Consider the following 26730-nt stretch of genomic DNA (forward strand, 5'->3'; position numbering starts at 1 on the left):
GAATATTTGTTCAAATCTTTTAAAGGATAAAACAATGAAACTCTATAAATCCACCGCATTTCTTGCTATCGCAGCTCTGGCTGCTAGCGCCGCTCCGGCCATGGCGGCCACCTTCGTGACGACCGGGGCCAACCCCCATAACGCACCTGGGCATCTTACCGCTGGCGGAGGCGGGAAGAGCTATGACTGTCGGATTGACACCTTTGAATTTACGGTAACCAGCGCGGATATGACGTCCGTTAACGGCACCTCGGTTCTCACCAACGATCATGGCGGTCTTCCGACCTATCAGCCTTGCAACAGCACGTCAGGCACCTTTGATACGTTCTACGCGACGCCGGACTCCACAACGCAGATCAACGTGGCCGAAATCAATTTCAACGCGCCGTTTGGACTGTGCACAGAGTATGATGTCAAGCTTGCGTGGGTAAATGGTACGACTAATTCGACGGTTACCGGTTCTAGTATTCCGATCGGATTTCTTTGCACATTGAGCTCTTTGACCCTAACTGCGACGGGAGTTAAGATCGCTCCTTGATAATATTGGGCGTGGCGGGTAACCGCTGCGCCCTTTTTTCTGATATTATTGTTAAAAAATTGAAATTCTTGGCCGACCGGTGCGCTCATGTTGGGCACGGAAGTCATAGTTTTTCGGATATCCAAAGCCAGACCGATCGGGATGGCGGTTGAATTTGAGGTTTGCGGATATGAAACAGGTCATGGTGATTGCCGCGCTGAGTGTCGTGCTAATGGCTGCGGGCGATGGTCCCGTCAAACGGGAAGCTGGCAACTGGAAGCTGGACCGGACGCTCGTGAAATTCGAAATGCCCGGCATGCCGCCAGAACAGCGCGATCGCATGGTGGAGATGATGGGAAATAATCCCAGTCAGAACCGGTGTCTCACGCAAGAGCATCTCGACAAGGAAGATGTCTTTTCTGATCTGACTCGCCGGGCGACCGCGGGCGGCAAATGTGCCTGGTCGAAAACGACCGTCGCCAAGGGGCAGGTCGATATTGCCGGCGCATGCACGTCTAAGGATCAGATCTTTGACATGACGATCGTCGGCACGGCGCTTCCCGAAAAGACCGATGTCGTCGTGACGATGAATGGAAAGTCCCCGGTTGGAGAAGTTGTTCTGTCGATGTCCGACGTTCGTACAGGGCCGTGTGTGACGGATTCTGTCAATGGCACTTAGGTCGTCGACTTGAGAGCCGAATAAATCCCGATATTATTGTAGATATCTTTCCATTGTTCATCTTCGAGAAAGATAGTTTTGACTATCAAAGTATGTTCCTTGAAAATGGGCAGGGAAGTTGGGGTTATTATAAAATTGGAGTGGTTCCATGCGGAAATTGACTTTCGTTCACGGCGTGATCGCCTCCCTGGCCTTGATGGCCGCCACCCCCGGTCTTGCCAAGGATGACAAGCCGGTGTTCAGCATCAAGACGCCGATCGAAAAGATCGCTGCGAACCCCGCTGCGAGGGCGGTGATCGACGCCGAACTGCCCGGTTTTACCAGCCATCCGATGTATGAACAGTTCAAGACGATGAGCCTCGACGCGCTCGACGCGATGTTCCCGGGTGCGGTGCCGCGCGAGCGGATCGATGCGGTCGACAAGGCGCTGCGTGCCATCCCGGCCGACGCCGCGGCACCGGCCGAGACGGCCGCGAGCGCCGCTGCCCCGGTCGCGACGGCGGGGCCGCAGCCGTCCGCCGATGCTGCGCCGTCCGCCGGGGGCAATCCGCAACGCTAACCGCAGACGGGGCGCCGACAGGCGCGGGTGGGATACCGACATGGCAATGGACATTAATCGGCGCGATTTGATCCTGACCGGCTCGCTGGGGCTTGCCGCGCTGACGTTCGCAGGTCCCGGCGCCGCCGCGCTGCTCACAGCGACGGGCTTCACCCACAATGTTGCGAGCGGCGAGCCCGGTTCAGATTCCATTCTGCTGTGGACGCGCTATGTGCCGGGCAAGCGCGGCGATGCGCGGCTGACGGTCGAGCTGTCGACCAGCCAGGATTTCAGCGCTCCCAAGGCTGGCGGAACCGCCGTCGCGAAGCGCGCCGATGATCATACCGCGCGGGTTGTCGTGAAGGGGCTCGATCCCGGCCGCACCTATTATTACCGCTTCATCGCCCCCGATGGCGCGGTGTCGCCGATCGGGCGCACGCGCACGCTGCCGGTCGGAGCGGTCGCGCGTTTCGGACTCGGCGTCTTTTCGTGCGCCAACATGCCCTCGGGCTGGTTCAACGCCTATGGCCACGCCGCGATGCGCGACGACATCGATCTGATGGTCCACACCGGCGACTATTTCTATGAATTCAAGCGCGGCTATTATCCCGATGCGGCAAAGGCCGTCGCGGGCCGCCTGGTCGAACCCGCAGGGGAGGCCATCCAGCTCGCCGACTACCGGCTGCGGCTCGCCTGCTATCGCGCCGACCCCGATCTTCAACGCCTGCACCAGATGTTCCCGATGATTGCGCAGCGCGACGACCATGAACTGGCCAATGACAGCTGGTCGGGCGGCGCCGAAAATCATTCGCCCGACGAGGGGAGTTTCAAGGCGCGCAAGCGGGCGTCGATCAAGGCCTATAATGAATGGCTTCCCGTGTCGGGCCAGGTCTGGTCGAGCTATGACATTGGCGACCTTGCGACGATCTTCCGCCCCGAAACCCGCCTGACCGCGCGCAGCGAGCCGCTCGACATGCGGGTCATCGTCGCCGGGGAGGGCGATCCGGTCGAGAAGCTCAAAGCGCTGCGCGACGGACCGCTCGCCGATCCGAAACGGACCTTGATGGGCAGCGCGCAGGAAAAATGGCTCTACGACGGCTTCGCCCGGTCGAAGAAGCGTGGTGCTACGTGGCAGATTTTGGCGCAGCAAGTGCTGGTGGGGCAATGGCGCGCGCCGCCGCTCCCGCCCGAGTTGATGCAGAATTTGCGGCTCCCGCCCGAGGGCGCCGCCTATGTCAAAGCGATCGATGCCGCGACCAAAGCGGGACTGCCGCCTGATCTCGACACCTGGGCCGGATTTCCGGCGGCGCGCGCGCGGCTGCTCGGTGCGGCACAGGCGGTCGATGCGGACCTCGTCGTCCTGTCCGGGGACAGCCACAATGCCTGGGCTTTTGATCTGCTGGAAAACGGAAAACCCGCCGGGGTCGAATTCAGCGGACAGAGCGTGACCTCGCCCGGACTCGAAGCCTATCTGGCACTGCCTCCGGCCGCGACGGCGCAATTTATCAAGGGCGCGAGCCCCGAGCTGAAATGGGCCGATACCAGCAACCGTGGCTATATGGCGGTCGAAGTGACGCCAGAAAAAGTGACCAGCGAATGGGTGCTGCTCGACACCATCGCGACACGCTCGCTCGCGACGAAGCCGAGCCATAAGATGCATGTCGAACGCGGCCGGAAGACCATCGCATGACCTCCAAATTCGGCTGGCTCTCATCTCCTGGCGCATTTCCCGCGCGGCGCAATTTCATGAAAGTGGCCGGCGTGCTCAGCGTGGCCACCTTGCTTCCGGCTGTGGCGCTTGCGCGAACCGAACCGGCCCCGGCGGGGACGGCGTTGGGGGAAATGGACGCGACCGAACTCGCGGCTGCGATCAAGGCGCGCAAAATCTCTCCGCTGGAGGCCGTCGATGCGGCGATCGCGCGTGCACAGGCGGTGCAGCCTCAGATAAATTGCATCTCTGAAGAATTATTCGATCATGCGCGTCGGCGCGCCGCGTCGGTCGATCTTTCGACGCCCTTTGCCGGGGTTCCCTATCTGATCAAGGATGAAGCCGACATCGTCGGCAAGGCCAAACATTTCGGGTCGCGCCTCGACAAGGTGATGCCGATCGCGAAGCGGAACGACATATTGGTCGAGCGGTGCGAGCAGATCGGCCTCAATCCTTTTGGCCGCACGACCATGTCCGAATTCGGCATTCTGCCCACGACCGAGACGCTCGCTTATGGTGTGACGCGCAATCCGTGGAATCTCGATCATGTCCCCGGCGGTTCGTCGGGAGGCGCGGCGGCGGCGGTAGCGGCGGGGATCGTGCCCAAGGCGCATGGTTCCGATGGTGCCGGGTCGCTGCGTATCCCGGCCAGCAATTGCGGACTGGTCGGTCTCAAGACATCGCGCGACCGCATCGTTGGCGGTTCCTTCCTGGGGCAACCCTTCTGCTTGTCGCGCACGGTGCGTGACACGGCGAACCAACTGGCGCTCGTTGAAACCCGGGGCGCGGGTGCAGCCTATCCGCCAATCGGCCAGGTGACCGGTCCCGCGAAGCAGCGGCTGCGGATCGGTGTCATCACCAACGGTCTGAGCGGAAACCGGCCATCGCCGGAAGTTCAGAACAGTATCACGTCGACGGTCAAGCTGCTGGAAGCGCTCGATCACAAGGTCGAAGAGGCGCGTTGGCCGTTCGATGGCAGGCAGTTCGTCGAGGATTTCATGCTGGCCTATATGGCGAAAGCGAAGAATACGCGCGCGCGGATGACCAAGGGCGGCCCGGCTCCCGATCCGGCAATTCTGAAAGGGCTGATTGAATCGGTTTCCTTCGACGTCGGCACGCTGGGTTCGGATTTTTCCGACGAACAGGTTGCAGAGGCCTATGTCCGCATGGCGATCAGTTCGTCGGCCTATTTCCATCTGTTCGACACGATGGATGTTCTGGTCACGCCCGTGCTGCTCACGCCGCCAGCGAAGATTGGAGAGATTAACGGCTCGATCCCCTTTCCCGTCCTGCTGATGCGGCTCAATCATTATGCCGATTACACCATGTTGCAAAATGCAAGTGGCGGCCCGGCGATCAGCCTGCCGATGCATTGGACGAAGGATAATCTGCCGGTCGGCGTTCAATTCGCTAGCGCGATGGGGGGCGAGCGCGTCTTGCTAGAACTCGCCTTCGAACTCGAAAAAGCTCAGCCTTGGGCGCAACGCCGTCCGCCGCTGTGGGCGCCTTCGCGTGTCTGAATTTCTCTATAACCAGTTGATTCAATAATAATTTATCAAGGGAGTGTGCGGCCAGATGACTATTTTTTCCTATGACGCGTCCGGACAGGGGCGGCGTGGTTTCCTGAAAACGATGGGAACGGTTAGCGCGGCCGCGTTGATCCCGGTCGGTGGTCTGGCTCGGGCCGCGGTCGGCACCGATTTCGCCGATATGGATGCAACGGCGCTCGCCGCGGCGATCCGCGCACGCAAGATTTCGCCGCTGGAGGCGATCAATGCGGCGATCGCCCGGGCGCAGGCGATTCAGCCCAAGGCCAACTTTCTGAGTGAAGAACTTTACGAACGTGCGCGCAAGCGCGCCGCCATCATCGACACCAAGACGCCTTTCGGCGGCGTCCCTATGCTGATCAAGGCCGAAGCCGATGTCGCGGGAACGAAGAAGAATTTCGCGTCGAAGCTCGACAAGATGATGCCGCTGGCGGCCAAAAATGACCAGCTGGTCGAACTGATGGAACAATCCGGCTTCAACATTTTCGGGCGCACGACGATGCCCGAATTCGGAATTCTGCCGACGACCGAGACCTTGGCCTATGGCATCACGCGCAATCCGTGGAACCTCGATCACGTCCCGGGCGGTTCGTCGGGCGGCGCGGCTGTGGCGGTTGCTGCGGGGGTTATCCCCGTGGCGCACGGGTCGGATGGCGCGGGTTCGCTGCGTATTCCCGCCAGCAATTGCGGGCTTGTCGGGTTGAAACCATCGCGCGACCGGATCGTCGGGGATCACGCCTTTGTCGACGGCAAGCGCAACGTCGGCTCGTTCCTTGGCGAATCCTTTGTTCTGTCGCGCAGCGTGCGTGACACCGCCAACATGTTGTCGCTGGTCGAGATCAAGGGAGCGCAAGCGCCCTTCCAGCCGCTGCGTACCGTCACGGGGCCGCCCAAAAAGCGGCTGCGCGTCGGTTATATCATGAACGGGATGGGCGGGCATGTGCCGGCGCCGGAGGTTCAGGAAAGCGTGACCAAGACGCTCGCGGCGCTCCAGTCGCTGGGCCACCAGGTCAGCGAAGAGCAATGGCCGTTCCCCGGCGAGCGCTTCATCGAAGATTTCACGCTCATCTATGCCGCGCGTGCACAAGAGGCGAAGAAGATGCTTCCAGCCGGTGCGGAAATCCCGGATTCCGTTCTGAAGGGTCTGGTCGAACCGGCATCCTTTGCCATGGTCGGGATCAGCGGCGACCTGACCGAGGAAGATGTCGAAAAAGCTTACGGGCGCATCGAGGAGTGTTCGAAGGCCTATTTCTCTCTCTTCGACAAGATCGACATTCTCATCACCCCGGTCCTGCTCAAGCCGCCGGTCCGGATCGGAGAGATCAACGGTTCGCTGCCGATTTCGGTGCTGATGCAGCGGCTCAATCATTATGGCGATTATACCATGCTTCAGAATGCGAGCGGCGGCCCGGCGATGAGCCTGCCGATGCACTGGACGAAGACCGGCCTGCCGGTGGGCGTACAGTTCGCAGCGCGCATGGGCGCCGATTATGATCTGCTCGAACTGGCTTTCGAACTGGAGGCTGCGCGTCCGTGGGCGGCGCGGCGTCCGCCGCTCTGGGCACCCACACTCGTTTGATCGCACAGGCGGTTTCGGCCGCCTGGCGAACGGAAAGGGCCGGTATGGCGGGGTCGGGGGGCCTCGTGTCGATGCCGGCCCTTTTTGCGGACACGCCCCGCGAAATCATGGGAGACAGGTAAATGCGTCGGTTTTTTGCGCCCGTTACGGGCGGCCTCATTCTGGCCTTGCTGGCCACCAGCGCCGCAGCGCGTCAAGAAACCAGCGCGCCCGCTCCGATCTCCCGGCCGACGTCGGCCGCCCCGCTTCCGACGACCGCGGCGCTCTATCAATCCTATGTCGCGTCGAAGAAGATGCCCGGCATCGTCGGAGCCTTTGGCATGGCCAACCGGCCGACCATCTTCATTTCCGAAGGCAAATTATCCTATGACGCGGGCGCGCCGGCCGCTGGCCCCGACAGCCTTTGGCGCGTCTATTCGATGACCAAGCCGATCGCCGGCATGGCGGCGATGCTGCTGATCGAGGACGGCAAGCTTCAACTCGACACGCCGATCGGCGATATATTGCCCGCGTTCAGGAATATGACCGTCCAGCTCAACGAAAATACGCTGGAAGCGCGTCCGGCCGCGCGGCCGATTACAGTACGGCATCTGCTCACCCACACCGCGGGGCTCGGCTATAATATCCTCACCATGGGGCCGCTGCTCGAGCAGTATAACAAAAACGGCATCGCTCCCGCTCAGGTCAATCGCGCGATGGAGATCGAGGCGCGCAAGACGCGCCCCACGTCGCTTCAGGAATTTGCGAACCGCGTGGCGGCGCTGCCGCTCACCGCCGATCCGGGGACCAAGTGGAGCTATTCGATGGGGCTCGATGTTCTCGGCGCGGTGGTCGAGAAGGCGAGCGGCATGTCGTTCGACGGCTTCATCCAGACACGCATTTTCGACCCGCTGAAGATGCGCTCGAGCCTGTGGACGGTGCCGTCTGGAGAGGTGGGGCGCTTCGCCACCAATTATATGATCTTCGGAGAAAACCATACGCCGCTCGACCCTGCGGCGACGTCGGTATGGCTCGATCCGCCCAGCTTTCCCTACGGCGGCTCGGGCCTTGTCATGTCGGCGCACGACTATGACCGCTTCCTGCACATGCTGCAAAATTACGGCGAACTCGACGGTGCGCGGGTGATGAAGGCGGAAACCGCGAAGCTCGCCATGTCCAACCTGCTGCCCGCAGGGGTTGAATTCACGATGATCCGCCGCGGTGCCGACGGACCAATGAATGCGAAGATGGGCTTTGGCGCGGGTGGCTTTGTCGTGCTCGAGGACAAGGCCAACGCGATGAATGTCGGCGCCTATGGCTGGGGCGGAGCGGCGGGAACGGTCGCATGGGTCAATCCGGCGAAGAAGGTGCGCGGGACGATCATGGTCAACTATTTCCCGGGCGAGAAATGGCCGATCCGCGAGGAAACGCTCAAGACGCTGTTCGCCGATATGGCCGCCTATGGCTTCAAGCCCCAAGCTGGTCGCGGGGGCAGGTGATGGTGCGCGGCGTCAGATCATCAATTCGGTAAATTCGCCGCGCATGCAATGGTTGGAACTCATCGCCGCGCCATAGCCGCCGGCATTGAGCAACGCGACATGGTCGCCTTCCTCGAGTGGCGGCATCGCAATATCCTCGGCCCACAGGTCCAGTGCCTCGTTGATATTTCCCGCGATGGTGACGCGGATGGAGGCGCCGCTACGCGGGACACAGGCGACGGGCTCGCACGGCAGGGCATAGAAGGCGGGTTCCGGGTGAAGGTTGAACCCGCCGTCGACGCTGACGAACATCGTGTCGCGCTTGCACTCGACATTGGTCACTTCGAGCAGCAGCATCCCGGCATCTTTGACCAGATAGTCGCCCGGCTCGACCGCGATTTCGACATTGCGGCCCGCGAAATGGCGCTTCAGCAGCGCGGCCCAGCGCGCGAGGTCAAGCGGCTTGTCGGACGCGCGGTGGGGGACGCCAAGGCCTCCGCCTATGTTAACGATGTGGACATCTGGCAAATCGGCGAGGAAAGCGAGGCCGGCTTGCAGCGCCGCCTCCCAGTCATCGAGTTGTGCGTCGAGATAGCCGCAGCCGACGTGAAAATGGAGGCTGGTGACGCGAAGGTCATGCGCGCGCGCCGCCGCGACCGCCTCGTCCCATTGCTCGCGATAGATGCCGAATTTGGTCGTTCGCGCACCGGCATAGGTCAACCGCTCGCTGTCGCCATAGCCGACGCCGCGCGCCGGATTGACGCGAATACCGATCGCGCGGCCGGGGGTGCGTTCGCCGATCCGGCGGATCATGCCGATCGAATCGCAATTGATCGTCAGACCGGGATGAACGAGCAGTCGCTCGAGGTCACGGCGTGATACGCTGGTTCCGGTGAAGCTGATCCGGTCGGTGATGAAGCCGCAGGCCAGCGCATGGTCGAGCTCGGCCGGCGAGCAGATGTCGACGCCGCACCGGCCGGTTGCCGCCAGCATTTGCAGCAGGGGACCGTGACGATTGGCCTTCATCGCATAATAGACGCGGTGCGCGTGTCCGCTGTCCGTCAGCGCGCCCAGGACGCGGTCCAGATTGGCACGCACCCGGTCGGCCGAATAGAGGTAGAGCGGGCCGTCTGTGTCGGCCGCCAACGCCGCGACATCATGCCCCGCGAAGACCAGCCGGCCGTCGACATGACCAAGGTCGCCGCGTTGCCACCAGAAAGCGCTCATCGTCAAAGGCTGGCGGGGCAGAGCGCAAGCGCGGCCAGATGCTGGCGCCCGCTTTCGTTGACGGGATCGTCGCGGCCGGTGATCCAGCCGCGGCAATCGGGCGCGCCGCACGAACAGGCGAACTGGATATGGAGGCGATCTTCGGTCGCGGCATAGTCGATCGTAACGCGCTCGTTCGCCGCTATAGGGCGCAACGCAACCAACTTGAAATCAGCCATGTCGAGGCGGCAGTTCGGATCACAGCCGTGCGAAAGATAGCCGATAAACCGTGTGTTCGAAATATGCTGGCCGTCGCGCACCTGCAGGCTGTGCTGCGATACTTGCGGCCCGATCTCGCCGCTGAAGCGGTCGAGCTCCGCTCCTTCCGGACAGTCGCGCAGCGCGCGGACGCACAGCCCGACGATCGCGTCATGGTCGATCGCGAGCAGTTCTGTCGCTGCGTCGTCGCAGACCATGGCGTTCAGCGATGGCGAAAAGATTGTCACTATTACCCCCATAGACCGCCGTGTGCCCCGCACGCGGCGAGTCCGGTCCCCGATACGCCTTATACAGTAAATTTCTTATGGAATTGTAAGCGGTTCTGTCTGTGACGGCGATCATAGCGCAGCCCGTCCATCATCTTGCGGACCAGGTGGATGCCGAGGCCGCCGATCGGGCGATCCTCGACCGACTGGCTGGTATCGGGTTCGTCATTCTGGAGCGGGTCAAAGGCGATGCCATCGTCGCGGATCTCGCCGGTGACCTCGCCATCTGCGACGCGCAGTTCGACCTGCACGACCGGTTCGCCGTCGCGGACGCCATGGCTCAATATATTGGTGATCATTTCGTCGAGCGCGATCATGATCTGGCTGGCGGTGGCGTCCGGCACGTCGCGCCCTGCCAGAAACGCTTCGGCATCGTCCATCAGCGCCTGAAAGCCGGCGCGTCCGCTGGACAGCGTGCAAGCAAATTCCGTCTCCACGATACCGATCCCTTGAACGGGCAAGGCTTAAGCTTGCGGAAAGCCAACATAATCGAGTGGAAAAAATTCTCAATCTCTACATAATGGCCGGAGCGTCGGGGCGAGCGTGCGTCCGCAACAGGAATTCGGTAATGGAAATCAGCGAACAGCAGCTCGATGGCGCGTGGCTTGTCGCCGCGAAGGGTCGGATCGACAGCAACAGCGCGGCTGCATTGGAGGCCGTACTGCCGGCCCGTGTGCAGGAGCATGACGCGACGATCATGGACCTCATTGATGTCGCCTATGTCAGCTCGGCGGGGCTGCGCGTATTCCTGAAAGGCATGAAGACCGCGAAGGCGACGGGGCACAAGCTCGTCCTCACCGGCCTGTCGCCCTCGGTCCACGAAGTGTTCGACATCAGCGGCTTCACCGCCATCTTCACGATCAAACCCGACGTCGCATCGGGGCTTGCGGCGATAGGCTAAGCGATCAGCTACGCCGAATGGCGGCGAACAGGCCGTCGGGTTCCAGCAGAACGCCCATCGCATCCAGTATCGCTGACGGGTCCGCGGCAGGATCGATTGCGGCATAGTCATGCGCGCGCTGCGCAAGCGCTGGTTCGGCCAGCACGATTAAATGAGCATTCGATGGCGGGCCGGCTTCACGCCACACCAGATGTTCGATCCGCGTGATCGCATAAGCTTCGCGGCCAAGCGCCAGCGCTGCGTCGGCGCCCAACACAAATAGCTGGCGTTCGAAAAATCCGCGCGCCGCGATCGCGAGCGCCAGCGCGTCGGGCGCCATCGCCGCCTCGCATTCGCCAATCACCAGCGCCGCTTCGCCTTCGGCGCTGCACAAGGCGAAGAAGCAGCCCGGCGGAGCGTTGCCGAGCAGGCGCACCGAGACATCGCTGCCCGCCACCGTTGTCGCAATCGGCGCAAAGCGCGATTGTTGATAGGCACGCCACGCCTCTGATGCGGTGCGCGCTGCATCTTCATGGCGCAACTGCCGGTCCAGCCGATCGCGCGCGGCGCTTCTGTTGGCGCCGATCAGCCGCAGAGCTGCGGACAGATCCCGGGCTTCGGTGATCGAAAGCATTTCCTTGTTGCCGGCGGCCGCCTCGGCTTCGAGCGCGCGCATGGCCCGGGCGCTCGCATCCAGTTCGCGGGTGATCCGTCGCGCGACATACCAGCCTGCCGCCAAGCCGACCACGGCGGCGAGCGCAATACCAAGCTCGATCCAGTGCAACAGACGATCGACCTGGACGAAAACCGGCTCTGCATCGACCCGCGCCGCGACGAAGCGACCGGGCGATACCGGCGCCAGCGCCACGACATGACGCCGCCCGTCGGCGGCGCGCGCGATGGGCAGGACGGTCGGTTCGGCGGGCGGTGTCCAGGCTGGAATCGCCCATGGCGTTGCCGACGGAACGAGCGCGACAGGCTTCGCGCCGCCGCCAATCAGATAATAGCCGTCGAGCCCGTCGATGTGCCGCGCTGCCGCCGCCATCGCGCGCCGGCGTAACGGATCGCTGGCGATCGCTTCGGGCGGCTCTCCGGCCGCGAGGAATTCGGCGCCGGTGATCGCCGCGGCGCGCGCGCGATCGTCGAGGCCGTGGAGCATCGCGGCCTTGCCCTGAAAATAGAGCAAAGCGCCGTTCACCGCCGCGAGGAGGATCAGCAGCGGGATCGAAACGCACAGGATGATCGAACGGATGCTCATCGCGCCAGCGCCTCGATGGCGATCAGCCCGACAATGAAGTCGGGGCATTCGCGCGCGATCGTGAAGATATGCGGCTTGGCTAGACATAGCGCGTCGAGCCCGTCGGGGCCGGCGCGATAGTCATGGGCGGCGGGCAGGGTGAAGAGCAGCGATGCCGCATCGAACAGGGCCGGGGCACGAAGGTTCCCCGCCATCGCCCGGCCGCCGACCGTGACATAGAGCATGTAGGCGACTTGGCCTTGCTCGATCAGCATCGCCCCGTCCTCGTAATGACGCGGCCGGACATGCTGCGCGACCATCAGCAGTTCGTGCTCGGTCAACCGGTCGAACGGGGCGACCGCCGCGAGTGCGGCCATGCGGTCGATGACATCGACATCGATCATCGTGGCGCCCCGCTTTCGAGGTCGATCGCGATATGGGCGTACCGCAGCCATGTGACACCGGCAGGGATATGCGCGGTTTCGCCGGGCGAAAGTCTTGCCGTACTGCCATCGGTTTCGACGGCCAGTGGCGCGTTCGCGATCAGGCGGAGCTTGCGGGTCGCGGGATCAAAGGCCAGGCACGCGCCAAGCTCGAGATCGGCGAGCGTTTCGATATGATCGAGCAGGCCGGGTCGCGCAGCAACGCGATCGCGCAGCTCCGCCATCGCGCGGGCGGCGAGCGCCGATGCAAGATCCGGCCCGCTCGTTGCGACCCACATGAGCCGCTGCGCCGGACTGTCCGCCAGCACGACCGCCACTTCGGGATTTCCCGCCTCGCTCCGCAACAGTTGCTCACCGGCTGCGAGCCGGTGCCGGTTGGCGGCGATGGCGGCGTCGCCCTGCGCACCGGCGACATGACCGCTCAGCCGGTCGAGCGCATCGCGCAGCGCGCGGGCTTCGCGCGGACTGCGGATTGCCGTGGGTGGGCTATGGTCGCCCGCGGCGATCCTGAGTGCGTCCTGCGTCAGCCGCTCGATCGGCCGGGCAACGCGCCGCACAATCTGCAGCGTCACGAACAGGCAGGCGAGGATCGATGCAAGGCCGATCATCGCGCTCTGGAACAAGGCATTTTGCGTCGCGATCTGGATGACCGAGACGTTGACGTCGGCACCCGCAGTGCCTGTGATCCGCCCATCCGCACCATAGACCGGCGCGGCGGCAGTCTTCAGCAATCCCCATTGCTCCTGATATTCGACCGGCGAGATGTGGATGCTGCCGCTCTGCTGTACCTTCCGCAATCCCGCGACGGTTTCGGCGGGCAGGCTGTCGGGCGAGCCGATCAGCGTGTGGTCGTCGCCCTCGGTGCCGTCGAGGACATAGAGCACATCTTCGGGGCCGCCCGCGATCTGGGTGTAGATATAGGTCAGGCCAAGCTGGTCCCGGATGCGCTGCATTGGTTCGACATTGCGGCGATAAGGCCGCTCCTGCTCGACCTTTTCGGCGTCGCTTTTGCTGTCGATTGCCGCGCGGACCAGCCTGTCATGGTCCGCGGGATCGATCAGCGCGCCGGTCAACGCACTCGCCGCGATCAGCCGGTCGTCGAACCCCTTCAGTGTGATGGCATAAAGCGCATTATAGACGATCGCGGCGAGCAGGATTGCCACCACCACGACCAGCGGAAGGAAGGTGCGCAGCAAGAGCCCCTGGATGCCAATGGTCTTCTTGAGCGGCGTTTTCTCAGGCAGCATGGGCGCGCCCATCCTGCACGCGTAGCATCACCAGCGCGAGATCGGGGTGGCGCGATGCCACTTCCATTATATCGTCGTTCGCGAGCCAGAAATCACGGCCCGCCGCATGACCGTGGACCGCAGGGCGGTCGGGAATGACTCCGCGCGCGGCGGCGGCGAGATCGGCGAGCGCGCGCAGCGTTGCGGCGGAAAAACCCGGCATGCGCGAGAGCGCATCGACGAGCGCCAGCATGTCGGGGCCATCGTCGTTTTCGAGACCGAGGAGGCAGAGCAACTGGCGGCGCAGCACGGCCGGCATGTCGGCTCGCACCAGACGGTTCGTCAGCCGGGCGAAGCCGGCGGGGGGCAGGCGATCGTGCAGGATCGCCAACGCCGCCGCAGTTTCGATCCACCGACCGCTGTCGAGCGCGGCCTCGGCCAGCGCGAGAATATCGATCTCGGCCGCCGTGGTTGCTTTGCCCTGAGGGTGCAAAATCGCATCGATCTTGCGGAACAGGGCGTGGCCGACGCCGCTTTCGATCGCCTCCAGCGCATTGCCGCGCACCTTGGGATTGGACGAGTGAAGCGAGACGATCAGCAGGTCGAAATTGGGCAACAGCCCGCCGAGCGCCAATAGCTCGAGCGTGAAGTCGATCGATGCCTCGGCGCGTTCGCGCCGCGCACGGAGGAGCAGCGTGAGGGGGGGCGAACCATCGACGGCGCGCGCGGCACCCTCGATCAACGCCCGGGCATCGGTGAGTTCGCGGTCGACCACCCTGTCGAGCTGGGCGTCAAACTGGGCATAGGAAAGTTCGGCCAATGCATGTGCGGCGATTGACCGTTCGGAATAGTCGCAGCGTCGATCGCGCAGCGCGGCGACGAGGTGCGGAATGGCGGTGTCGCCAAGCCCCGCGAGCATCGCCGCGATCGCCCGCCGATCGCGCGGAGCCAGCGTTCGCGCGGCCGTCAATATGCCGGGGATCGCCTCGACATCGCCGATCCGGCCGATCAGCGCGATCGCCTTTTGGCGCTGACTGCGGGGAAAGCGACCCAGCCGGTCGGCGAGTAGGGGGACGAGGTAAATGTCGTCGGTCGTGGCAAGATCGTGCAGCCCGTCGAGTGCGCTATCGTCACCATTGCGCAGCGCCATGATCAATGCGTCGACGTCGCCTTCGAACGCCGTGGACGCGTTATAGGTCGGCCCCAGCAACGACTGCGCGGCCATATCCCCGCTGCGCGCATCGCTTTGCAACCGCGCCGCCGCATCCGGAGTGAAGGCCGGCGCGGTCAGCGCCGGGTCGCCGAAATTGAGCCAACCGCGCCGCATATTCGCGGTCATGGCGGCGGGGTAGAGCTGGCGAAGCAGGATGACGACCGCGATCAGCGCCGCGCCCAATATCACCCCGATCCCCGACAGTTCGCGCAGATCGAGCCGCGTCGCCGCGTAGAGCAGGAAGGCGCCGGCGATCAGGCTGGCAAGCGGTTCGCACATCCCTTCGATCACCGTCCTGAGCGGCCGCTTGATCGCCGAGGGGACAGCGTTGAACAGCAGATTCTGGTTGTTATATTCGATCGACGTCAGCACCGCATGATAGGCGAAGAAGGCCGCGATCGCCGCCGCATAGCCGCCGCTGAGAAAAAAGAGACCGAAGGTCGCGAAATAGGTCAGAGGCAGGATGAAGGCGATGTTGCGAACGCCGAAGCGCGACACCAGCCGGTTGAAGACGAACAGGCAGACGATCAGGTTGAAGATGTTCGACGCAGCGTAAAGCGCGCCGAACAGCGCCGCGAGCTCGGCCTCGCTCCGTCCCGCCTGCAGCACTGTCGAATATTGAAATTCGGCGAGGTTGGTCATCAGCAGCGTGACGAACAGCGTCGCCGTCAACGCGACCGTGTAGCGCGAGGTGCGAAAGCTGTTCGCGAGCAGCGCCAGCTGCGCAACTACGCCCTGCGGCTCGTCGCCGGCATCGGCATCATTTTCCGCAATTTGCTGCCAGCGCCGCCCGAGCATCCGCGCGAGCGGGATCGTTGCGAGCGCTATCGCGGCCCACAGCGCCATGAAGCCGTGTATCGGGATGACTGCGGCGGTGAGGTTGACGATCATCGCCCCGGCCGCGGTGCCGAGCGCACAAAAGGCTGCAAACAGCGGGAACAGCCGCTTGGCATCCTGAATATCGAAATAGGCGTCGGTATAATTCCAGAACAGGCTGTAGAGTCCGATATACCACATCGCGAGATAGAGCTTCAGTGCGTAGTAAAGCGTTGAGTTACCACCGGTACTGCCGAGCAAGGCCCAGAGCGTCAGACCCCCGGCAACGAGCAGCAACAGCGTCATCGTCACCATCCGGTCGATCGAGTAACGCACCATCAGCACCGAAAATATGCCGGTGTAGACGAGCATCACCAGCGGGGTGAGCATGAAGATGACGGGCAATTTGTCGGCGCCGACGTGGCTCAGAAAGGCAGCGTCGCCCGCGCTGAACCCGATCCCCAGCCCCATTTGGAGCAGGAACCCGAACAACCCGAACTGGACGAGCTTGGGCCATTCGCCCCGGTTCACGCGGAACAGGCGATTGAGTTTGTCGATCAAATTCTTCGCCCTCCCGCCTTCGTCCGTTCGCATAGCAACAAATTGTTGATGAAGTTAGCTGCAGAGTTGTCAGGCCCACGCAAAGACGCAATGGTGGGTGCAGCGGGGTCTAAATGACAGGACGAAAACGGAAAATCGGGCTCAAGCCCCAATTGCTGCTGCTGCTGTTCGCGCTCAATTTGATCGCGGCCGTGGCCTATTCGGTCGTGCTCTATGGCATCGATCGCGCCGAAATCATGAACGGTATCGATGGCCGGCTGCAAACCGCGGTGAATGCAGTGCAGGAGATTATTCCGGCGGGCTATCATGAGCGGATCGCCAACATGGATTCGGTCGCGCCGGCGGAATTTGACGCATTGCAGGATCGCCTGTCACGCTTCTCGAACGATTCCGAACTTGCCTATGTCTATACCTACATGAAATTCGGGCCGCAGGTGCGGACCGTGGCGACCAGCGCGACGACTGCCGAAATGCAGGCGGGGTCGCAGACCCGCTATTTCGCCCTTTATGACACCGCGCCCGCTCCGTTGCTGCGCAGCTTCGCCGACGGGCGTGTGCGCTATGACGAATATAGCGACGCTTTCGGCCGGTTCCGGTCGATGTACAAGCCGGTCCGCGCTGCCGATGGCCGCATCTATGTCGTCGGCGCCGACGTCGACCTGGGACAGCTCAACCGGAAACTCAATCAGGCGCTGATGCAGTCGATTGGCGTCGGGATGATCATGTTCATGCTGTCGCTCGCGGTGGGTTGGCTGGTCATCGGCCGGATTGTCGAGCCGCTGGTGCGCCTGACCGCCTTCACCCGCAACATGGAACGGCGCAGCTTCAACCCCGACGATCAGGAGATGGAGGCGATCCAGCGCATTGGCAGCGGCCGCGGTGACGAGGTCGGCAGCCTCGCCGAAGCGATGGCGGCGATGATCGCGCGGTTGCAGCGCTATTTGATCGAGGTTGAGGCAGCGACCGCGGCGCGCGAACGTGTCGAAGGCGAATTATCCGCCGCGCGCGATATTCAGGTCGGCATGCTGCCCAGCAAATTCCCGCCCTTTCCGGGGCGCTCCGACGTCGATGTCTTTGCGATGCTCGAATCGGCAAAGCAGGTTGGCGGCGACCTCTACGACTATTTCCTGATCGACGATCACCGGCTGTTCTTCGTTGTCGGTGACGTGTCGGGGAAGGGCGTTCCGGCAGCGCTGTTCATGGCGATGACGACAACCCTGTTCAAAGCGCAGGCGCTGTCCGCGGCATCGACCGCGACGATCATGACGCGCGTGAACGCTGAACTGGCGCGCGACAATGTCGCCGAAATGTTCGTCACCGCCTTTGCCGGCATATTGGATCTGCGCGACGGCAGCGTCGAATATAGCGACGCGGGGCATGAGGCGCCCTTCATCGTGCGAAACGGTGGTGGCGTCGAACGGCTCACCAAGCAACAAGGCATGGCGATGGGGATATTTGACGATGTCGCCTATCAATCCGCCCGTTTCGCGCTTGCGCCGGGCGATGCGTTGATCCTGTTCACCGACGGTGTTTCGGAAGCGACCGGGGCGGACGACGAACTTTACACCACCGACCGTATCCAGGCCGCACTGGAACAGGCGCGCGAAGACCCTTCGGCGCGCTATATTGCCGAGGGGCTCGCCGACAGTGTGCGCAGCTTTGTCGGGACGGTGCCGCAGTCGGACGATATCGCGATTTTGGTGGTCTGTTTCGAGGGCGCCGCAGCGCGCTAGGCGCCCAGTGCTAGAGGCTCGCGATCGACGCCGTGCATCTTGCGCAGATATAGCCGCATGTCGGCGATGGCTTTTTGCAGCGGCGCTGCCGCCGTCGGTTCGGTGCTGGCCGCGGCGGCGACCAGCGGGCAGCTTTCGACCTCCCATGGCAGGAAATCGAAGCCCGCATCGGCGTCGCACGCCCAGATGACCGGATAGGGGCGTCCGAACATCACGCCCTTCAATTCCTCATTGCCGAGCAGATGGAGCGACAACTGATCGCGATTGGGCGCGGTGAGCAGTACTTCGACCAGATCGAGTGAGAGGGTGAGGCTCGAGGGGCGGGCGAATTTCGACAGCCGGAAACCCAGGTCGATGTCAGGTCCGATGAAATCGATATGGCTGCCGCCGTCGCCGGCCAGTTCGGCGATGTCGAGTTCGATATTCTGCTCGCCGAATTCGACCAGCCACGCCGTGCCTTTGAGCCGCAGCGGCAGGCGCTCGAAATATTTCTTCTCGTAAAGCGTCATTGTGCGCAGCAGCGCGCGCAGGATCGACGCCAGTTCGGTGGCGCTCGATGGCTGGGCGGCAAAGATCACCTCGTCACCCATCGCCTTCCACACGTCGATCGCGGGCGTAGAATCATCGTCGAGAAATTCGAATCCGACTTGCCCGGCGAACATCAGCGGGAAATTGGTGAAGAAGACACGGAAAGTCTCCAGCCAGCCCTTGTTGCCCTGACCGGTAAGGCGGGCCTTGAATTCGGTCGAGCCGGCCATGTCGACGGACAGGAAAAGACGGATCATATCTGCTCCATGATGGGCGGGCGAAATTTCGGCCCCCCTAATATTTATCCGCGTGCCGTCGATCGGCCGCTACGGCAATCTATGTTCGTGGTCTTAACAATTGACGTTGTATCGCGCGTCGATCGAACCCTAGCGGGGCGGGCGCAGCCAGTAAATCGCCGAACACACATCCTTTGCGACACTTATGTTGCGGCGCAAACTGTTGCTTTTTGGTCACAAAATTTAGGAAAATTTGGCGGGACATGAAGCATCGCGTTGACGCCGTGGTGCGCCATATGACAGCAACCAATCACCGGTGGGGCATCTCCCTCCTTGGCCAACGTGCCGCGCTTCTACCGGTTTGGAGAGAGAGACATCATGAATTTGCGCAATATTTTGTTGGGCGCCACGATGCTGTGCGCCGCAACGACCCCTGTTTATGCCTTTGCCCAGGATGCGACCCCCGCCGGCGATGCCGCCGCGGCGAGCGACGTCGACTATGGCAATGACATCATCGTGACCGCCAGCAAGCGGTCGCAGACGCTGCAAGATACACCGATCGCCGTTTCGGTGACTTCGGCCGCCGACATCCAGAATTCGGCGATCCGTGACCTCATCGACCTGCAGTCGGCGGTGCCCAGCCTGCGCGTGTCGCAGCTCCAGTCGAGCGCCAACACCAACTTCATCATTCGTGGTTTCGGCAACGGCGCCAACAACGCCGGGATCGAGCCGTCGGTCGGCGTGTTCATCGACGGGGTCTATCGCTCGCGTTCGGCCGCGCAGATTGGTGACCTTCCCAACCTCGAACGCGTCGAAGTGCTGCGCGGGCCGCAATCGACCCTGTTTGGCAAAAATGCCTCGGCGGGCGTTATCAGCATCGTTACGCAAAAGCCGCAGTTTGAATTCGGCGGCTCGGCCGAAGTCAGCTACGGCAATTATGACGCGATCACCGCCAAGGCCAGCATCACCGGCCCGATCAGCGAAACCATCGCTTTCTCGCTCGCCGGCAATTTCAACCGCCGCGACGGCTATGCGCAGGACCTGAACCTCGATACCGACGTCAACGACCGCAACCGCTGGGGCGTGCGCGGGCAATTGCTGTTCGAACCGACCGACGCGCTCTCGATCCGCCTGATCGGCGATTATGACAAGATCGACGAAAATTGCTGCATCGCAGGCAATGTCATCGCCGGTCCGACGATCGGCATCACCAACGCACTGGTCGGTGGTCCGAGTGTCGATGCGAACAACCCCTTCTCGTACAACGTCTACAACAACTTCCTGTCGTCGAACGAGATCGAGAATTACGGCGGTTCGGCGCAGATCGACTATGATCTCGGCAGCCTCGCGCTGACATCGATCACCGCGTATCGCAAGGTTCAGGCCGACACCAACCAGGATTCGGACTTCACCAGCGCCGACCTGATCGGCGAAAAGAGCGACAAGGTTGGCATCGACACCTTCACCCAGGAAGTCCGCCTGACCTCCGACTTCGATGGTCCGGTTAACTTCCTGCTCGGCGGCTATTATTTCCACGAGAAGGTGAAGCAGCAGAGCGCGATCAAGTTCGGCGATGATTTCCGCGCCTATGGCAATGCGCTGATTCAGGGGGCGAGCGGCGGTTTGCTCAACGTCGGTTTGCTCGAGGGCGCTTTGGGCGCGCCGAGCGGCTCCTTCTTCAAGGTGGGAACCGGCCTCGACGAAGGCTATCGCATGAAGAACACCGCCTGGTCGATCTTCGGCACCGTTGACTTCGAAGTCACCGATCGCCTGACGCTGTCGGCGGGCGCGAACTACACGCAGGATCGCAAGCGTTTCTCGACCGACGTGGTGAGCAGCGACGCCTTCTCGAAGATCAATCTCGATGCCGGGGCCTATGCGCCGTTCCGCAATCAGCTGCTCTTTCAAGGCGGTGTCGCGGCGGGCGTTGGGCAGGCGCTCGGGCTGAATCGCCCTGCGACGGCAACGGAAGTCGGAACCTTCGCCGGCGCGAATCCGGTCGCGTTCGGCGGGATTGCGGCAGCTGCGCAGACCAATGCCAACAACAATCAGAACAACCCTGCTGCGAACCCCCTCAATGCACTGAAGGCGTTCCAGTTTCTGCCGGACTTCTTCAACCTTCCGAATGCATTCGAGCCCAACCGGACCCGTGACAATGATCTCGCATGGAGCTTGCGCGCCGCCTATGAAGTGACCGACACGGTCAACCTCTATGCGACCTATGCAACGGGCTTCAAGGCAAGCTCGGTCAACCTGTCGCGCGACAGCCGCCCGCTGGCCGCGGATTTGGCGGCCATCATCGCTGCGGGGAAGGCGACGCCCAACCTCACTTCGGGTACCCGTTTTGCGACTCCCGAGGAATCGGAAGTCTATGAAATCGGCCTGAAGGGGCAGTGGTCGGTCGCGGCCGTGAACCTTGCGGTGTTCAAGCAGTCGATCAAGGGGTTCCAGTCGAACGTCTTCAACGGCACGGGCTTCGAACTGGTCAACGCCGAAAAGCAGTCGACCTTCGGTATCGAATTCGACGGTTCGGTGCGTCCGGTTCAGGGGCTCAACCTGACGCTGGCGGTCACCTATCTCGATCCGAAGTATGACAAGTTCACCAACTCGTCCTTTGGCGACATTTCGGGAACCATGCCCGCGGGCATCCCCGAACTGACGATGGCAGTCGGCGGCACTTACACCCACGAGTTCGCGGGTGGAACGCGCGCGATCTTCCACGCCGACTATCATTATGAAAGCCCGGTCCAGATCGTTGAAGGTCTGAACGGCTTCCCGCCGAGCGTCGCGCAGAGCCTGACGCGCGAAGTGAACCAGCTCAACGCGTCGTTCACCATCGCGCTCACCAACGGGCTCGAACTCGGTGTGTGGGGCCGCAACCTCACCAACGCCAAATATCTGACGACGGTCTTCCCGGCGGTTGCGCAGGCAGGCAGCGTATCGGGCTATCCCAACCAGCCGCGCACCTATGGCGTGACCGGCCGCTTCAAATTCTGATCGCTGACGGCCGGGGCGGCTGACCAGCTGCCCCGGCCGCCACGAACAGCGGACAAGGAAAAACCCCGGCCTCTCCACTGAGAGGCCGGGGTTTCTTTTGGCGTTGCCGCCGGATCGTTTAGAATTTCACGCCGGCCGCGATGCCATAACGGCGCGGTTCGAGGGTGAAGATGTTGGTGTAATTCCCCGACGACTGGTCGGTGATATACTGGCCGGTGACGCTGTTGGCGTCGAACAGGTTCTGGATGAACCCCTTCACATACCATTTATCGTCGGCGCCGTTCAGCTGCAGTTGGGCGTTGACCTGGGCATAGCCCGCGATCTTGTTGACGTTGCCGTTGAATATGCTGCCATAGCTTTCACCGGTATAGGCAAGGTCGAAGCGCGGGACGAGCGTCATGCCGCCATCGCCCAGACGCGCCGTATACTGGATCCCGGCGCTGAACTTGTAGTTCGGTGCCTGCGGCAGTTCGTTGCCCTTGATGTTGACGGGAATGCCGGCCGAGAAAACCTGGATTCCATTGGGATCGAAGTTGTTTCCAGCCGCCGCCGCAAAGGCTTGCAACACGCCGCAGATGCCGAATGCGCCGGTCGAGGCGATGCCGCCATCGGCCGGGAAAGTCGTTGTGCCCTGCAATCCCGCGCCGGGGAGAATATCGCCCTGGCCCGGCGCGATCACGCCATTCTGGTTCACGTCGACACCGGTGGTGTTGATCCTGTTGTTGACGAAGTTTACGAAGGCGTTGCTGCCTGCGGCATTGCCCGCCGTGCCCGGTGCGACGGCGCAGTTCGCGCCATTGGTGATGTCCTTGATAATCACCGAGTCCGAACGCCCGCCGCCGAAATCGCGCGGATTGCTGGTGAATTTGTCCTGCGATACCTTGCTATGCAGATAGCTGAAGCCCAGGTTGATCACCAAATTCGGGTCGGGCCGAACGATGGATTCGACCTCGAAGCCATAAATGTCGGCGTTGACATTGTCGTTGACCGCGGTGCGGGCGACGATCTTGCTGAGCTGAAGATCCTTATATTTATAGTAGAAGGCCGTCAGGTTCAGCTGGAGCGCGCCATTGCCAAAGCTGTTCTTCGACCCGATTTCGAACGCATCGACCTGTTCGGGCTTGAAGGTTTCGGGGACCGCAAAAATGGGCTGCAACGGCGGGTTGATGCCGCCCGATTTATAGCCGCGCGAATAGGAGGCATAGATCAGATTGTCGTCGGTCACCTTGAAATCGATCACCGCGCGGCCGGTGACTTTTTCATAGGAAACGCCGCGAACCTGGAAGGCTTCGCAGCCCGGGACCGAGCCCACGGCACCGACGGGCGATCCCGGCGGGCAGAGGGTGGCGCTGTCGCCATCGAAACGGGCACCATAGAGCGTGTCGAACAGCCCCCCGGTCATGGCATGCGGGGCAAAGATGTTGCCGTTGGAACTGGCGAGCAGCGAGCGCGCCCGGACGTCCTTCTTATCATTATTGTACCGCACACCGACGGTCAGCTTCAGCCGGTCGTTGAACTCGACATAGGCTTCACCGAAGATGCCATAGGATTTGATCTTCAGATCGTCGGTGTTGTTGCGGAAAAACGGCTGGCCCAGAACCGACGGGGGCAAGCCCGCGCCGGCCGCCGAGAAGGCGCCGAGCACGCCGGTCAGATAGTCGATCGGGAAAGCGTTCACATAGTAGCTGTTTTCGGTGAGATGATAATTGGCATAGATGCCGCCGAGCAGGAAGTTGAACGGACCGTCGAGATCGCTGTTCAGGATCGCTTCGGCGGACCAGCTGGTGTTGTACTGGTTTGACCGGTCGAATTGCAGCGATTGGTTGCTGCAAATGCCCTTGCCGCCGTAAACGCCCCTGCCGCTATCGTCCGATTGCGAGGTGCACAATACCCCCGTCGGACCGTTTGGGATGAGGGCCTTGGCGACGGGCGCGAAATAGGTAGCAAGAGCCGGGCCCAAAGCGCCATTCGCTGCCGCCTGCAAGGTCGCGAGACCGCCCGCATAGAGCGCGCGGTTGCCGATATTGCTGTTGTAGTCCTGCTGCGCTTCCAGCTTGATCTTTTGATACTGGCCCGACACCTGCAACGACACTGGCCCGAAATTATGATCGATCCGGCCCTGCAGCGTGAGCTCACTGGTGAAATAGCTGGGCGTGAAGGCGGTGTTGACCGTCCGCGAATCGGCGGGGATCGTCGTGTTGGCATAGACGTCGGGGCCATAGATGCTGCCCAGCGCGAACGCTGCTGGAATGCCCTGCGTCGCGAGGAATTCCTTCGATGTCAGCACCGCGGTAAAGGTGGAGTTGCCATTGAAGGGCGAAGCGTCGAGGCGGTTGTTCAAACAGCCAAGGATGCCGGTCGGGTCGCGCTGGCAAAGCTGTTTCTGGATGCGCGTGCGCTGGTCTTTTTCGCGGAAATAGGACCCCATCAGGTCGATCGTCGTGTCGGACGACGGCTCCCATCGGAACGAGCCGCGGACCGAGTAAAGGTCGCGGTCGTCGATGCGCGTGTTGAGGAAGGTGTTTTTCGTATAGCCGTCGCGGTTGAGATAAATGCCCGCAACGCGCAGCCCCATGGTGTCGCCCAAGGGGATGTTGACCATCGCCTTGCCCTTCATGGAGTCATAATTGCCATATTCGGCTTCGGCGGCGGCTTCGAACACGCCGAGTTTGGGTTTGGCGGTGATGACGTTGACAACGCCCGAGGTTGCGTTGCGACCGAACAATGTCCCCTGCGGCCCGCGCAGCACTTCGATGCGTTCGAGGTCGAAGAATTCGGTTTCGAACAGGCGGGTCGAGAAGAGCGGGTCGCCATTCAGATGGATCGCGGTTGCGCTGTCGCAGGTCGTGCCGACGCAAAGGTCGCCGATGCCGCGAATGGTAAAGCTCGCGCCGGTGAAGTTGGTCTTGGTGAAGGTTACGTTGGGCAGCGTCAGCTGAAGATCGGACGGGGTCTTGATCTGCTGTGCTTCCAGCGCTTCGGTCGAAAAGGCGCTGACCGCGATCGGCACGTCCTGCAGGCGTTCCGACTGGCGCTGGGCCGTGACGACGATTTCGCCGCCGAAGGCATCCCTTTCCGTTTCAGCTGCATCTTGCGCAAATACAGGCGTCGCCGCCGTCATCGCAAGAATCGACGTTCCGATCAGTGCCTTGAACTTCATGTATAGCCTCCCTTTTTCGAGCCCGCGAGGTGCGGGATCGCCCAACTCAATCTGTGGTAAGGGGAGGGGGTATGACCAGATGTGGCACAAGGTGCCCGGCCCAGATGGCCCGGTTCCATGGTGTATCCCACTTGCCAGCAGTGCTGGTCATCGTCCTCTCCCACCGGCGTCGGGGAAAAACGCCGGCATCTCCGGAATACGGCTCGCTTGAGCGAGCTCTGTATGAAGCCAAAGGTGCGCTTAGTTGACGAAAGCGTCAAGCCACTTGTTTGGCGCAGAAATGCGCGGAAATTTCATCGTGTTTCAACGCGGGAAAACTTCGGTTTCCGCAACGTAAACTTGGTCGCGGGTCACAAAAACTTGTCGCTGCGGCCTTGCTTATCGCGCCAATCGGCCCGACATGTGCGGCATCAAGGCAACAGTGAAAGCGGGGCAATGAGCGAAGTTGAAGTGGGACCGGACGGCAAGATCATTGTTCCCGACCATGTGCTGGATGCCGTCCGCACGCTGATCGAATGGACCGGCGACGATGTGGCGCGCGAAGGGCTGCTTGACACGCCGCGTCGCGTCGCGCGCGCGTGGAAGGAGTATTGCCAGGGCTATGCCGAAGATCCGTCAGTGTATCTGTCGCGGACCTTCGAAGAGGTGGGCGGCTATGACGAAATCGTGTTGCTGCGCGACATTCCCTTTCAGTCGCATTGCGAACATCATATGGCGCCGATCACCGGCAAGGCGTCGATCGCCTATCTGCCCAAGGACCGCGTTGTCGGCATCTCGAAACTCGCCCGCGTCCTCAACGGCTATGCGCGGCGGCTTCAGGTGCAGGAACGGCTGACCGCCGAGGTGGCGAAGTGCATCTGGGACAATCTCCAGCCGCATGGCGTCGCGGTCGTCATCGATGCGCAGCATGGCTGCATGACCGGGCGCGGCGTCCGCACCCCGGGCGTGGGCATGGTCACCAGTCGCCTGCTCGGCTGCTTCCTCGATGATCAGCGCAGCCGCAAGGAAGTGCTGAGCCTGATGGGCTATTGATGGCGGGCTGTTTGCGGTCCTGCGATGGCGGGAATGGCCACTAACGACCAGTTGCGGAAGTTCTATGTTAATTCGAACCCGGGCAAAGGGATCAACCGCGTCGATCTGAAATTCTCAATGCCAACTGAACGTGGCGTGTTGTTCCACAGCCGGGCGACCGTCCTTTTGCACAATTTTCATTGTGCATGCGTCATGCGGATTGGTCGACATCATCACGCTCTCGCCGGGGGCCAGAAAAAAGGAACTGCCCCGCTTCCCGTCGGACAACTCTTCGGGCCTGAAATCGGGCGTGGGCGACGGACCGGGAACAAAATTTGGATGCTGGCGATCGAGGTAGACGCGGAAACCGGTTTCTTCACGCCGTACCTTGTTGGTCCAGCATACGGGTTTATCTGATACGTCGCCGAAAAGAAAACCGGTGTGAATGATCGGCTCTCGCGGGTCATAAGCCGTTCCCCACCACGGCGGAACCCAGGTCACTCGTCCATCGACACCGGTTCGCATTGCGTTTACCGATTGTGCTTCGAAGCGCACGCGGCGCTTCAACCATTTGCAAGTTTCCGCGTCGAGGTCCTCGTGACCACTCGACATCACAATCAAGCAATTTCCGGGCCTGCTCGTGTCCTTGGGATCAGCCAGCAAGCGAAAACGGACTGTGCCGCCTCGCTGTTCGTTTCCCGCACGCTGAGGGTAATCATCTGACCTTATGGCCGTTGCAATATCTCCACGCAACGTTGCCTGATCCCGGCATTCTTTGAGATCTTTCTCTTTCGGCGGGCAAACAAGTTGTTGCACGGTAACGCTGGATTCCTGAAAAGTGACACGCCTCTGCGCGCTACTTTGAGCCGGGATGCTCGCGACGGCGAGCGCCAATATGCACAATGTCAGCAAT

General features: G+C 62.0%; 21 protein-coding genes. 11 read left to right on the forward strand and 10 right to left on the reverse strand.

Features of this window, described 5'->3' with window-relative positions; translation table 11 throughout:
• The first annotated feature begins 34 nt into the window (after nucleotides 1-34).
• The 7 genes from AC1RRJ_RS10200 to AC1RRJ_RS10230 all read left to right on the forward strand — a co-directional run bounded on the left by AC1RRJ_RS10200 (nucleotide 35) and on the right by AC1RRJ_RS10230 (nucleotide 8046).
• Complete coding sequence (locus tag AC1RRJ_RS10200) at nucleotides 35-538, forward strand: PraA/PraB family alkane oxidation protein activator (RefSeq protein ID WP_493122233.1); 504 nt, start codon at nucleotides 35-37, stop codon at nucleotides 536-538.
• Between the two features lie 169 nt (nucleotides 539-707).
• Complete coding sequence (locus AC1RRJ_RS10205; protein WP_493122235.1) at nucleotides 708-1196, forward strand: DUF3617 domain-containing protein; 489 nt, start codon at nucleotides 708-710, stop codon at nucleotides 1194-1196.
• Between the two features lie 148 nt (nucleotides 1197-1344).
• Nucleotides 1345-1755: a hypothetical protein gene (locus tag AC1RRJ_RS10210; RefSeq protein WP_493122237.1), complete on the forward strand. Its 411-nt coding sequence runs from the start codon at nucleotides 1345-1347 to the stop codon at nucleotides 1753-1755.
• A gap of 40 nt (nucleotides 1756-1795) precedes the next feature.
• On the forward strand, nucleotides 1796-3424 hold the full coding sequence (locus AC1RRJ_RS10215) for an alkaline phosphatase D family protein (RefSeq protein ID WP_493122239.1): 1629 nt from the start codon (nucleotides 1796-1798) through the stop codon (nucleotides 3422-3424).
• Nucleotides 3425-3480: 56 nt separating this feature from the next.
• Complete coding sequence (locus tag AC1RRJ_RS10220) at nucleotides 3481-4962, forward strand: amidase family protein (RefSeq protein WP_493122241.1); 1482 nt, start codon at nucleotides 3481-3483, stop codon at nucleotides 4960-4962.
• 55 nt (nucleotides 4963-5017) lie between these two features.
• Nucleotides 5018-6568, forward strand: coding sequence for an amidase family protein (locus tag AC1RRJ_RS10225; RefSeq protein ID WP_493122243.1), 1551 nt, complete (start codon nucleotides 5018-5020; stop codon nucleotides 6566-6568).
• A 122-nt stretch (nucleotides 6569-6690) separates the two neighbouring features.
• Nucleotides 6691-8046, forward strand: a complete 1356-nt coding sequence (locus tag AC1RRJ_RS10230) for a serine hydrolase domain-containing protein (RefSeq protein ID WP_493122245.1) — start codon at nucleotides 6691-6693, stop codon at nucleotides 8044-8046.
• A gap of 12 nt (nucleotides 8047-8058) precedes the next feature.
• Here AC1RRJ_RS10230 and AC1RRJ_RS10235 read toward each other — a convergent pair whose 3' ends face one another.
• The 3 genes from AC1RRJ_RS10235 to AC1RRJ_RS10245 are packed head-to-tail and all read right to left on the reverse strand — an operon-like array spanning nucleotide 8059 to nucleotide 10213.
• Nucleotides 8059-9252: a diaminopimelate decarboxylase gene (locus AC1RRJ_RS10235; RefSeq protein ID WP_493122247.1), complete on the reverse strand. Its 1194-nt coding sequence runs from the start codon at nucleotides 9250-9252 to the stop codon at nucleotides 8059-8061.
• Between the two features lie 2 nt (nucleotides 9253-9254).
• On the reverse strand, nucleotides 9255-9737 hold the full coding sequence (locus tag AC1RRJ_RS10240) for an SET domain-containing protein-lysine N-methyltransferase (RefSeq protein WP_493122249.1): 483 nt from the start codon (nucleotides 9735-9737) through the stop codon (nucleotides 9255-9257).
• A gap of 59 nt (nucleotides 9738-9796) precedes the next feature.
• Entirely contained in the window at nucleotides 9797-10213 is a 417-nt protein-coding gene (locus tag AC1RRJ_RS10245) for an ATP-binding protein (RefSeq protein ID WP_493122251.1), read from the reverse strand.
• A 131-nt stretch (nucleotides 10214-10344) separates the two neighbouring features.
• Here AC1RRJ_RS10245 and AC1RRJ_RS10250 point away from each other — a divergent pair, with 131 nt between their 5' ends.
• On the forward strand, nucleotides 10345-10677 hold the full coding sequence (locus tag AC1RRJ_RS10250) for an STAS domain-containing protein (protein ID WP_493122253.1): 333 nt from the start codon (nucleotides 10345-10347) through the stop codon (nucleotides 10675-10677).
• A 4-nt stretch (nucleotides 10678-10681) separates the two neighbouring features.
• On the opposite strand, the gene AC1RRJ_RS10255 is transcribed toward AC1RRJ_RS10250, so the two are convergent.
• Genes AC1RRJ_RS10255 through AC1RRJ_RS10270 form a run of 4 tightly spaced genes read right to left on the reverse strand, consistent with a single transcriptional unit; the run spans nucleotide 10682 to nucleotide 16152 of the window.
• Nucleotides 10682-11914, reverse strand: coding sequence for a hypothetical protein (locus AC1RRJ_RS10255; RefSeq protein WP_493122255.1), 1233 nt, complete (start codon nucleotides 11912-11914; stop codon nucleotides 10682-10684).
• Nucleotides 11911-12297 carry a cyclic nucleotide-binding domain-containing protein gene (locus AC1RRJ_RS10260; RefSeq protein ID WP_493122257.1) on the reverse strand — a complete coding sequence of 129 codons (387 nt, stop codon included), beginning with the start codon at nucleotides 12295-12297 and terminating at the stop codon, nucleotides 11911-11913. The genes AC1RRJ_RS10255 and AC1RRJ_RS10260 overlap by 4 nt, the downstream gene beginning before the upstream one ends.
• On the reverse strand, nucleotides 12294-13583 hold the full coding sequence (locus AC1RRJ_RS10265) for a methyl-accepting chemotaxis protein (RefSeq protein ID WP_493122259.1): 1290 nt from the start codon (nucleotides 13581-13583) through the stop codon (nucleotides 12294-12296). The genes AC1RRJ_RS10260 and AC1RRJ_RS10265 overlap by 4 nt, the downstream gene beginning before the upstream one ends.
• Entirely contained in the window at nucleotides 13573-16152 is a 2580-nt protein-coding gene (locus tag AC1RRJ_RS10270) for an MFS transporter (RefSeq protein WP_493122261.1), read from the reverse strand. Before AC1RRJ_RS10270 ends, AC1RRJ_RS10265 begins: the two co-directional genes overlap by 11 nt.
• Before the next feature lie 113 nt (nucleotides 16153-16265).
• Here AC1RRJ_RS10270 and AC1RRJ_RS10275 point away from each other — a divergent pair, with 113 nt between their 5' ends.
• Nucleotides 16266-17885 (forward strand): PP2C family protein-serine/threonine phosphatase, encoded by a 1620-nt coding sequence (locus AC1RRJ_RS10275; RefSeq protein ID WP_493122263.1) that lies wholly within the window; start codon nucleotides 16266-16268, stop codon nucleotides 17883-17885.
• Here AC1RRJ_RS10275 and AC1RRJ_RS10280 read toward each other — a convergent pair.
• Entirely contained in the window at nucleotides 17882-18670 is a 789-nt protein-coding gene (locus AC1RRJ_RS10280) for a hypothetical protein (protein ID WP_493122265.1), read from the reverse strand. The two genes, AC1RRJ_RS10275 and AC1RRJ_RS10280, sit on opposite strands and share 4 nt — an antisense overlap.
• A 357-nt stretch (nucleotides 18671-19027) precedes the next feature.
• Here AC1RRJ_RS10280 and AC1RRJ_RS10285 point away from each other — a divergent pair, with 357 nt between their 5' ends.
• Nucleotides 19028-21646 (forward strand): TonB-dependent receptor, encoded by a 2619-nt coding sequence (locus AC1RRJ_RS10285; RefSeq protein WP_493122267.1) that lies wholly within the window; start codon nucleotides 19028-19030, stop codon nucleotides 21644-21646.
• Nucleotides 21647-21764: 118 nt separating this feature from the next.
• Here AC1RRJ_RS10285 and AC1RRJ_RS10290 read toward each other — a convergent pair whose 3' ends face one another.
• Complete coding sequence (locus AC1RRJ_RS10290; protein WP_493122269.1) at nucleotides 21765-24806, reverse strand: TonB-dependent receptor; 3042 nt, start codon at nucleotides 24804-24806, stop codon at nucleotides 21765-21767.
• 435 nt (nucleotides 24807-25241) lie between these two features.
• Between AC1RRJ_RS10290 and folE the strand changes: the two genes are divergently transcribed.
• Complete coding sequence (gene folE, locus AC1RRJ_RS10295; RefSeq protein WP_493122271.1) at nucleotides 25242-25838, forward strand: GTP cyclohydrolase I FolE; 597 nt, start codon at nucleotides 25242-25244, stop codon at nucleotides 25836-25838.
• A 114-nt stretch (nucleotides 25839-25952) separates the two neighbouring features.
• Here the strand turns inward: folE and AC1RRJ_RS10300 are convergent, their stop codons facing one another.
• On the reverse strand, nucleotides 25953-26711 hold the full coding sequence (locus AC1RRJ_RS10300) for an energy transducer TonB (protein ID WP_493122273.1): 759 nt from the start codon (nucleotides 26709-26711) through the stop codon (nucleotides 25953-25955).
• Between the last annotated feature and the right edge of the window lie 19 nt (nucleotides 26712-26730).

It is taken from the genome of Sphingopyxis sp. GW821-FHT12C06 (assembly GCF_058807415.1).

What these genes read in the sequence shown, in the direction of transcription:
- AC1RRJ_RS10275 (WP_493122263.1), top strand. Translation starts at nt 16,266, where the DNA reads ATGACAGGACGAAAACGGAAAATCGGGCTCAAGCCCCAATTGCTGCTG.
- AC1RRJ_RS10235 (WP_493122247.1), bottom strand. Translation starts at nt 9,252, where the DNA reads ATGAGCGCTTTCTGGTGGCAACGCGGCGACCTTGGTCATGTCGACGGC.
- AC1RRJ_RS10265 (WP_493122259.1), bottom strand. Translation starts at nt 13,583, where the DNA reads ATGCTGCCTGAGAAAACGCCGCTCAAGAAGACCATTGGCATCCAGGGG.
- AC1RRJ_RS10200 (WP_493122233.1), top strand. Translation starts at nt 35, where the DNA reads ATGAAACTCTATAAATCCACCGCATTTCTTGCTATCGCAGCTCTGGCT.
- AC1RRJ_RS10250 (WP_493122253.1), top strand. Translation starts at nt 10,345, where the DNA reads ATGGAAATCAGCGAACAGCAGCTCGATGGCGCGTGGCTTGTCGCCGCG.
- AC1RRJ_RS10290 (WP_493122269.1), bottom strand. Translation starts at nt 24,806, where the DNA reads ATGAAGTTCAAGGCACTGATCGGAACGTCGATTCTTGCGATGACGGCG.
- AC1RRJ_RS10255 (WP_493122255.1), bottom strand. Translation starts at nt 11,914, where the DNA reads ATGAGCATCCGTTCGATCATCCTGTGCGTTTCGATCCCGCTGCTGATC.
- folE (WP_493122271.1), top strand. Translation starts at nt 25,242, where the DNA reads ATGAGCGAAGTTGAAGTGGGACCGGACGGCAAGATCATTGTTCCCGAC.
- AC1RRJ_RS10280 (WP_493122265.1), bottom strand. Translation starts at nt 18,670, where the DNA reads ATGATCCGTCTTTTCCTGTCCGTCGACATGGCCGGCTCGACCGAATTC.
- AC1RRJ_RS10260 (WP_493122257.1), bottom strand. Translation starts at nt 12,297, where the DNA reads ATGATCGATGTCGATGTCATCGACCGCATGGCCGCACTCGCGGCGGTC.
- AC1RRJ_RS10230 (WP_493122245.1), top strand. Translation starts at nt 6,691, where the DNA reads ATGCGTCGGTTTTTTGCGCCCGTTACGGGCGGCCTCATTCTGGCCTTG.
- AC1RRJ_RS10220 (WP_493122241.1), top strand. Translation starts at nt 3,481, where the DNA reads ATGAAAGTGGCCGGCGTGCTCAGCGTGGCCACCTTGCTTCCGGCTGTG.
- AC1RRJ_RS10210 (WP_493122237.1), top strand. Translation starts at nt 1,345, where the DNA reads ATGCGGAAATTGACTTTCGTTCACGGCGTGATCGCCTCCCTGGCCTTG.
- AC1RRJ_RS10225 (WP_493122243.1), top strand. Translation starts at nt 5,018, where the DNA reads ATGACTATTTTTTCCTATGACGCGTCCGGACAGGGGCGGCGTGGTTTC.
- AC1RRJ_RS10205 (WP_493122235.1), top strand. Translation starts at nt 708, where the DNA reads ATGAAACAGGTCATGGTGATTGCCGCGCTGAGTGTCGTGCTAATGGCT.
- AC1RRJ_RS10215 (WP_493122239.1), top strand. Translation starts at nt 1,796, where the DNA reads ATGGCAATGGACATTAATCGGCGCGATTTGATCCTGACCGGCTCGCTG.
- AC1RRJ_RS10285 (WP_493122267.1), top strand. Translation starts at nt 19,028, where the DNA reads ATGAATTTGCGCAATATTTTGTTGGGCGCCACGATGCTGTGCGCCGCA.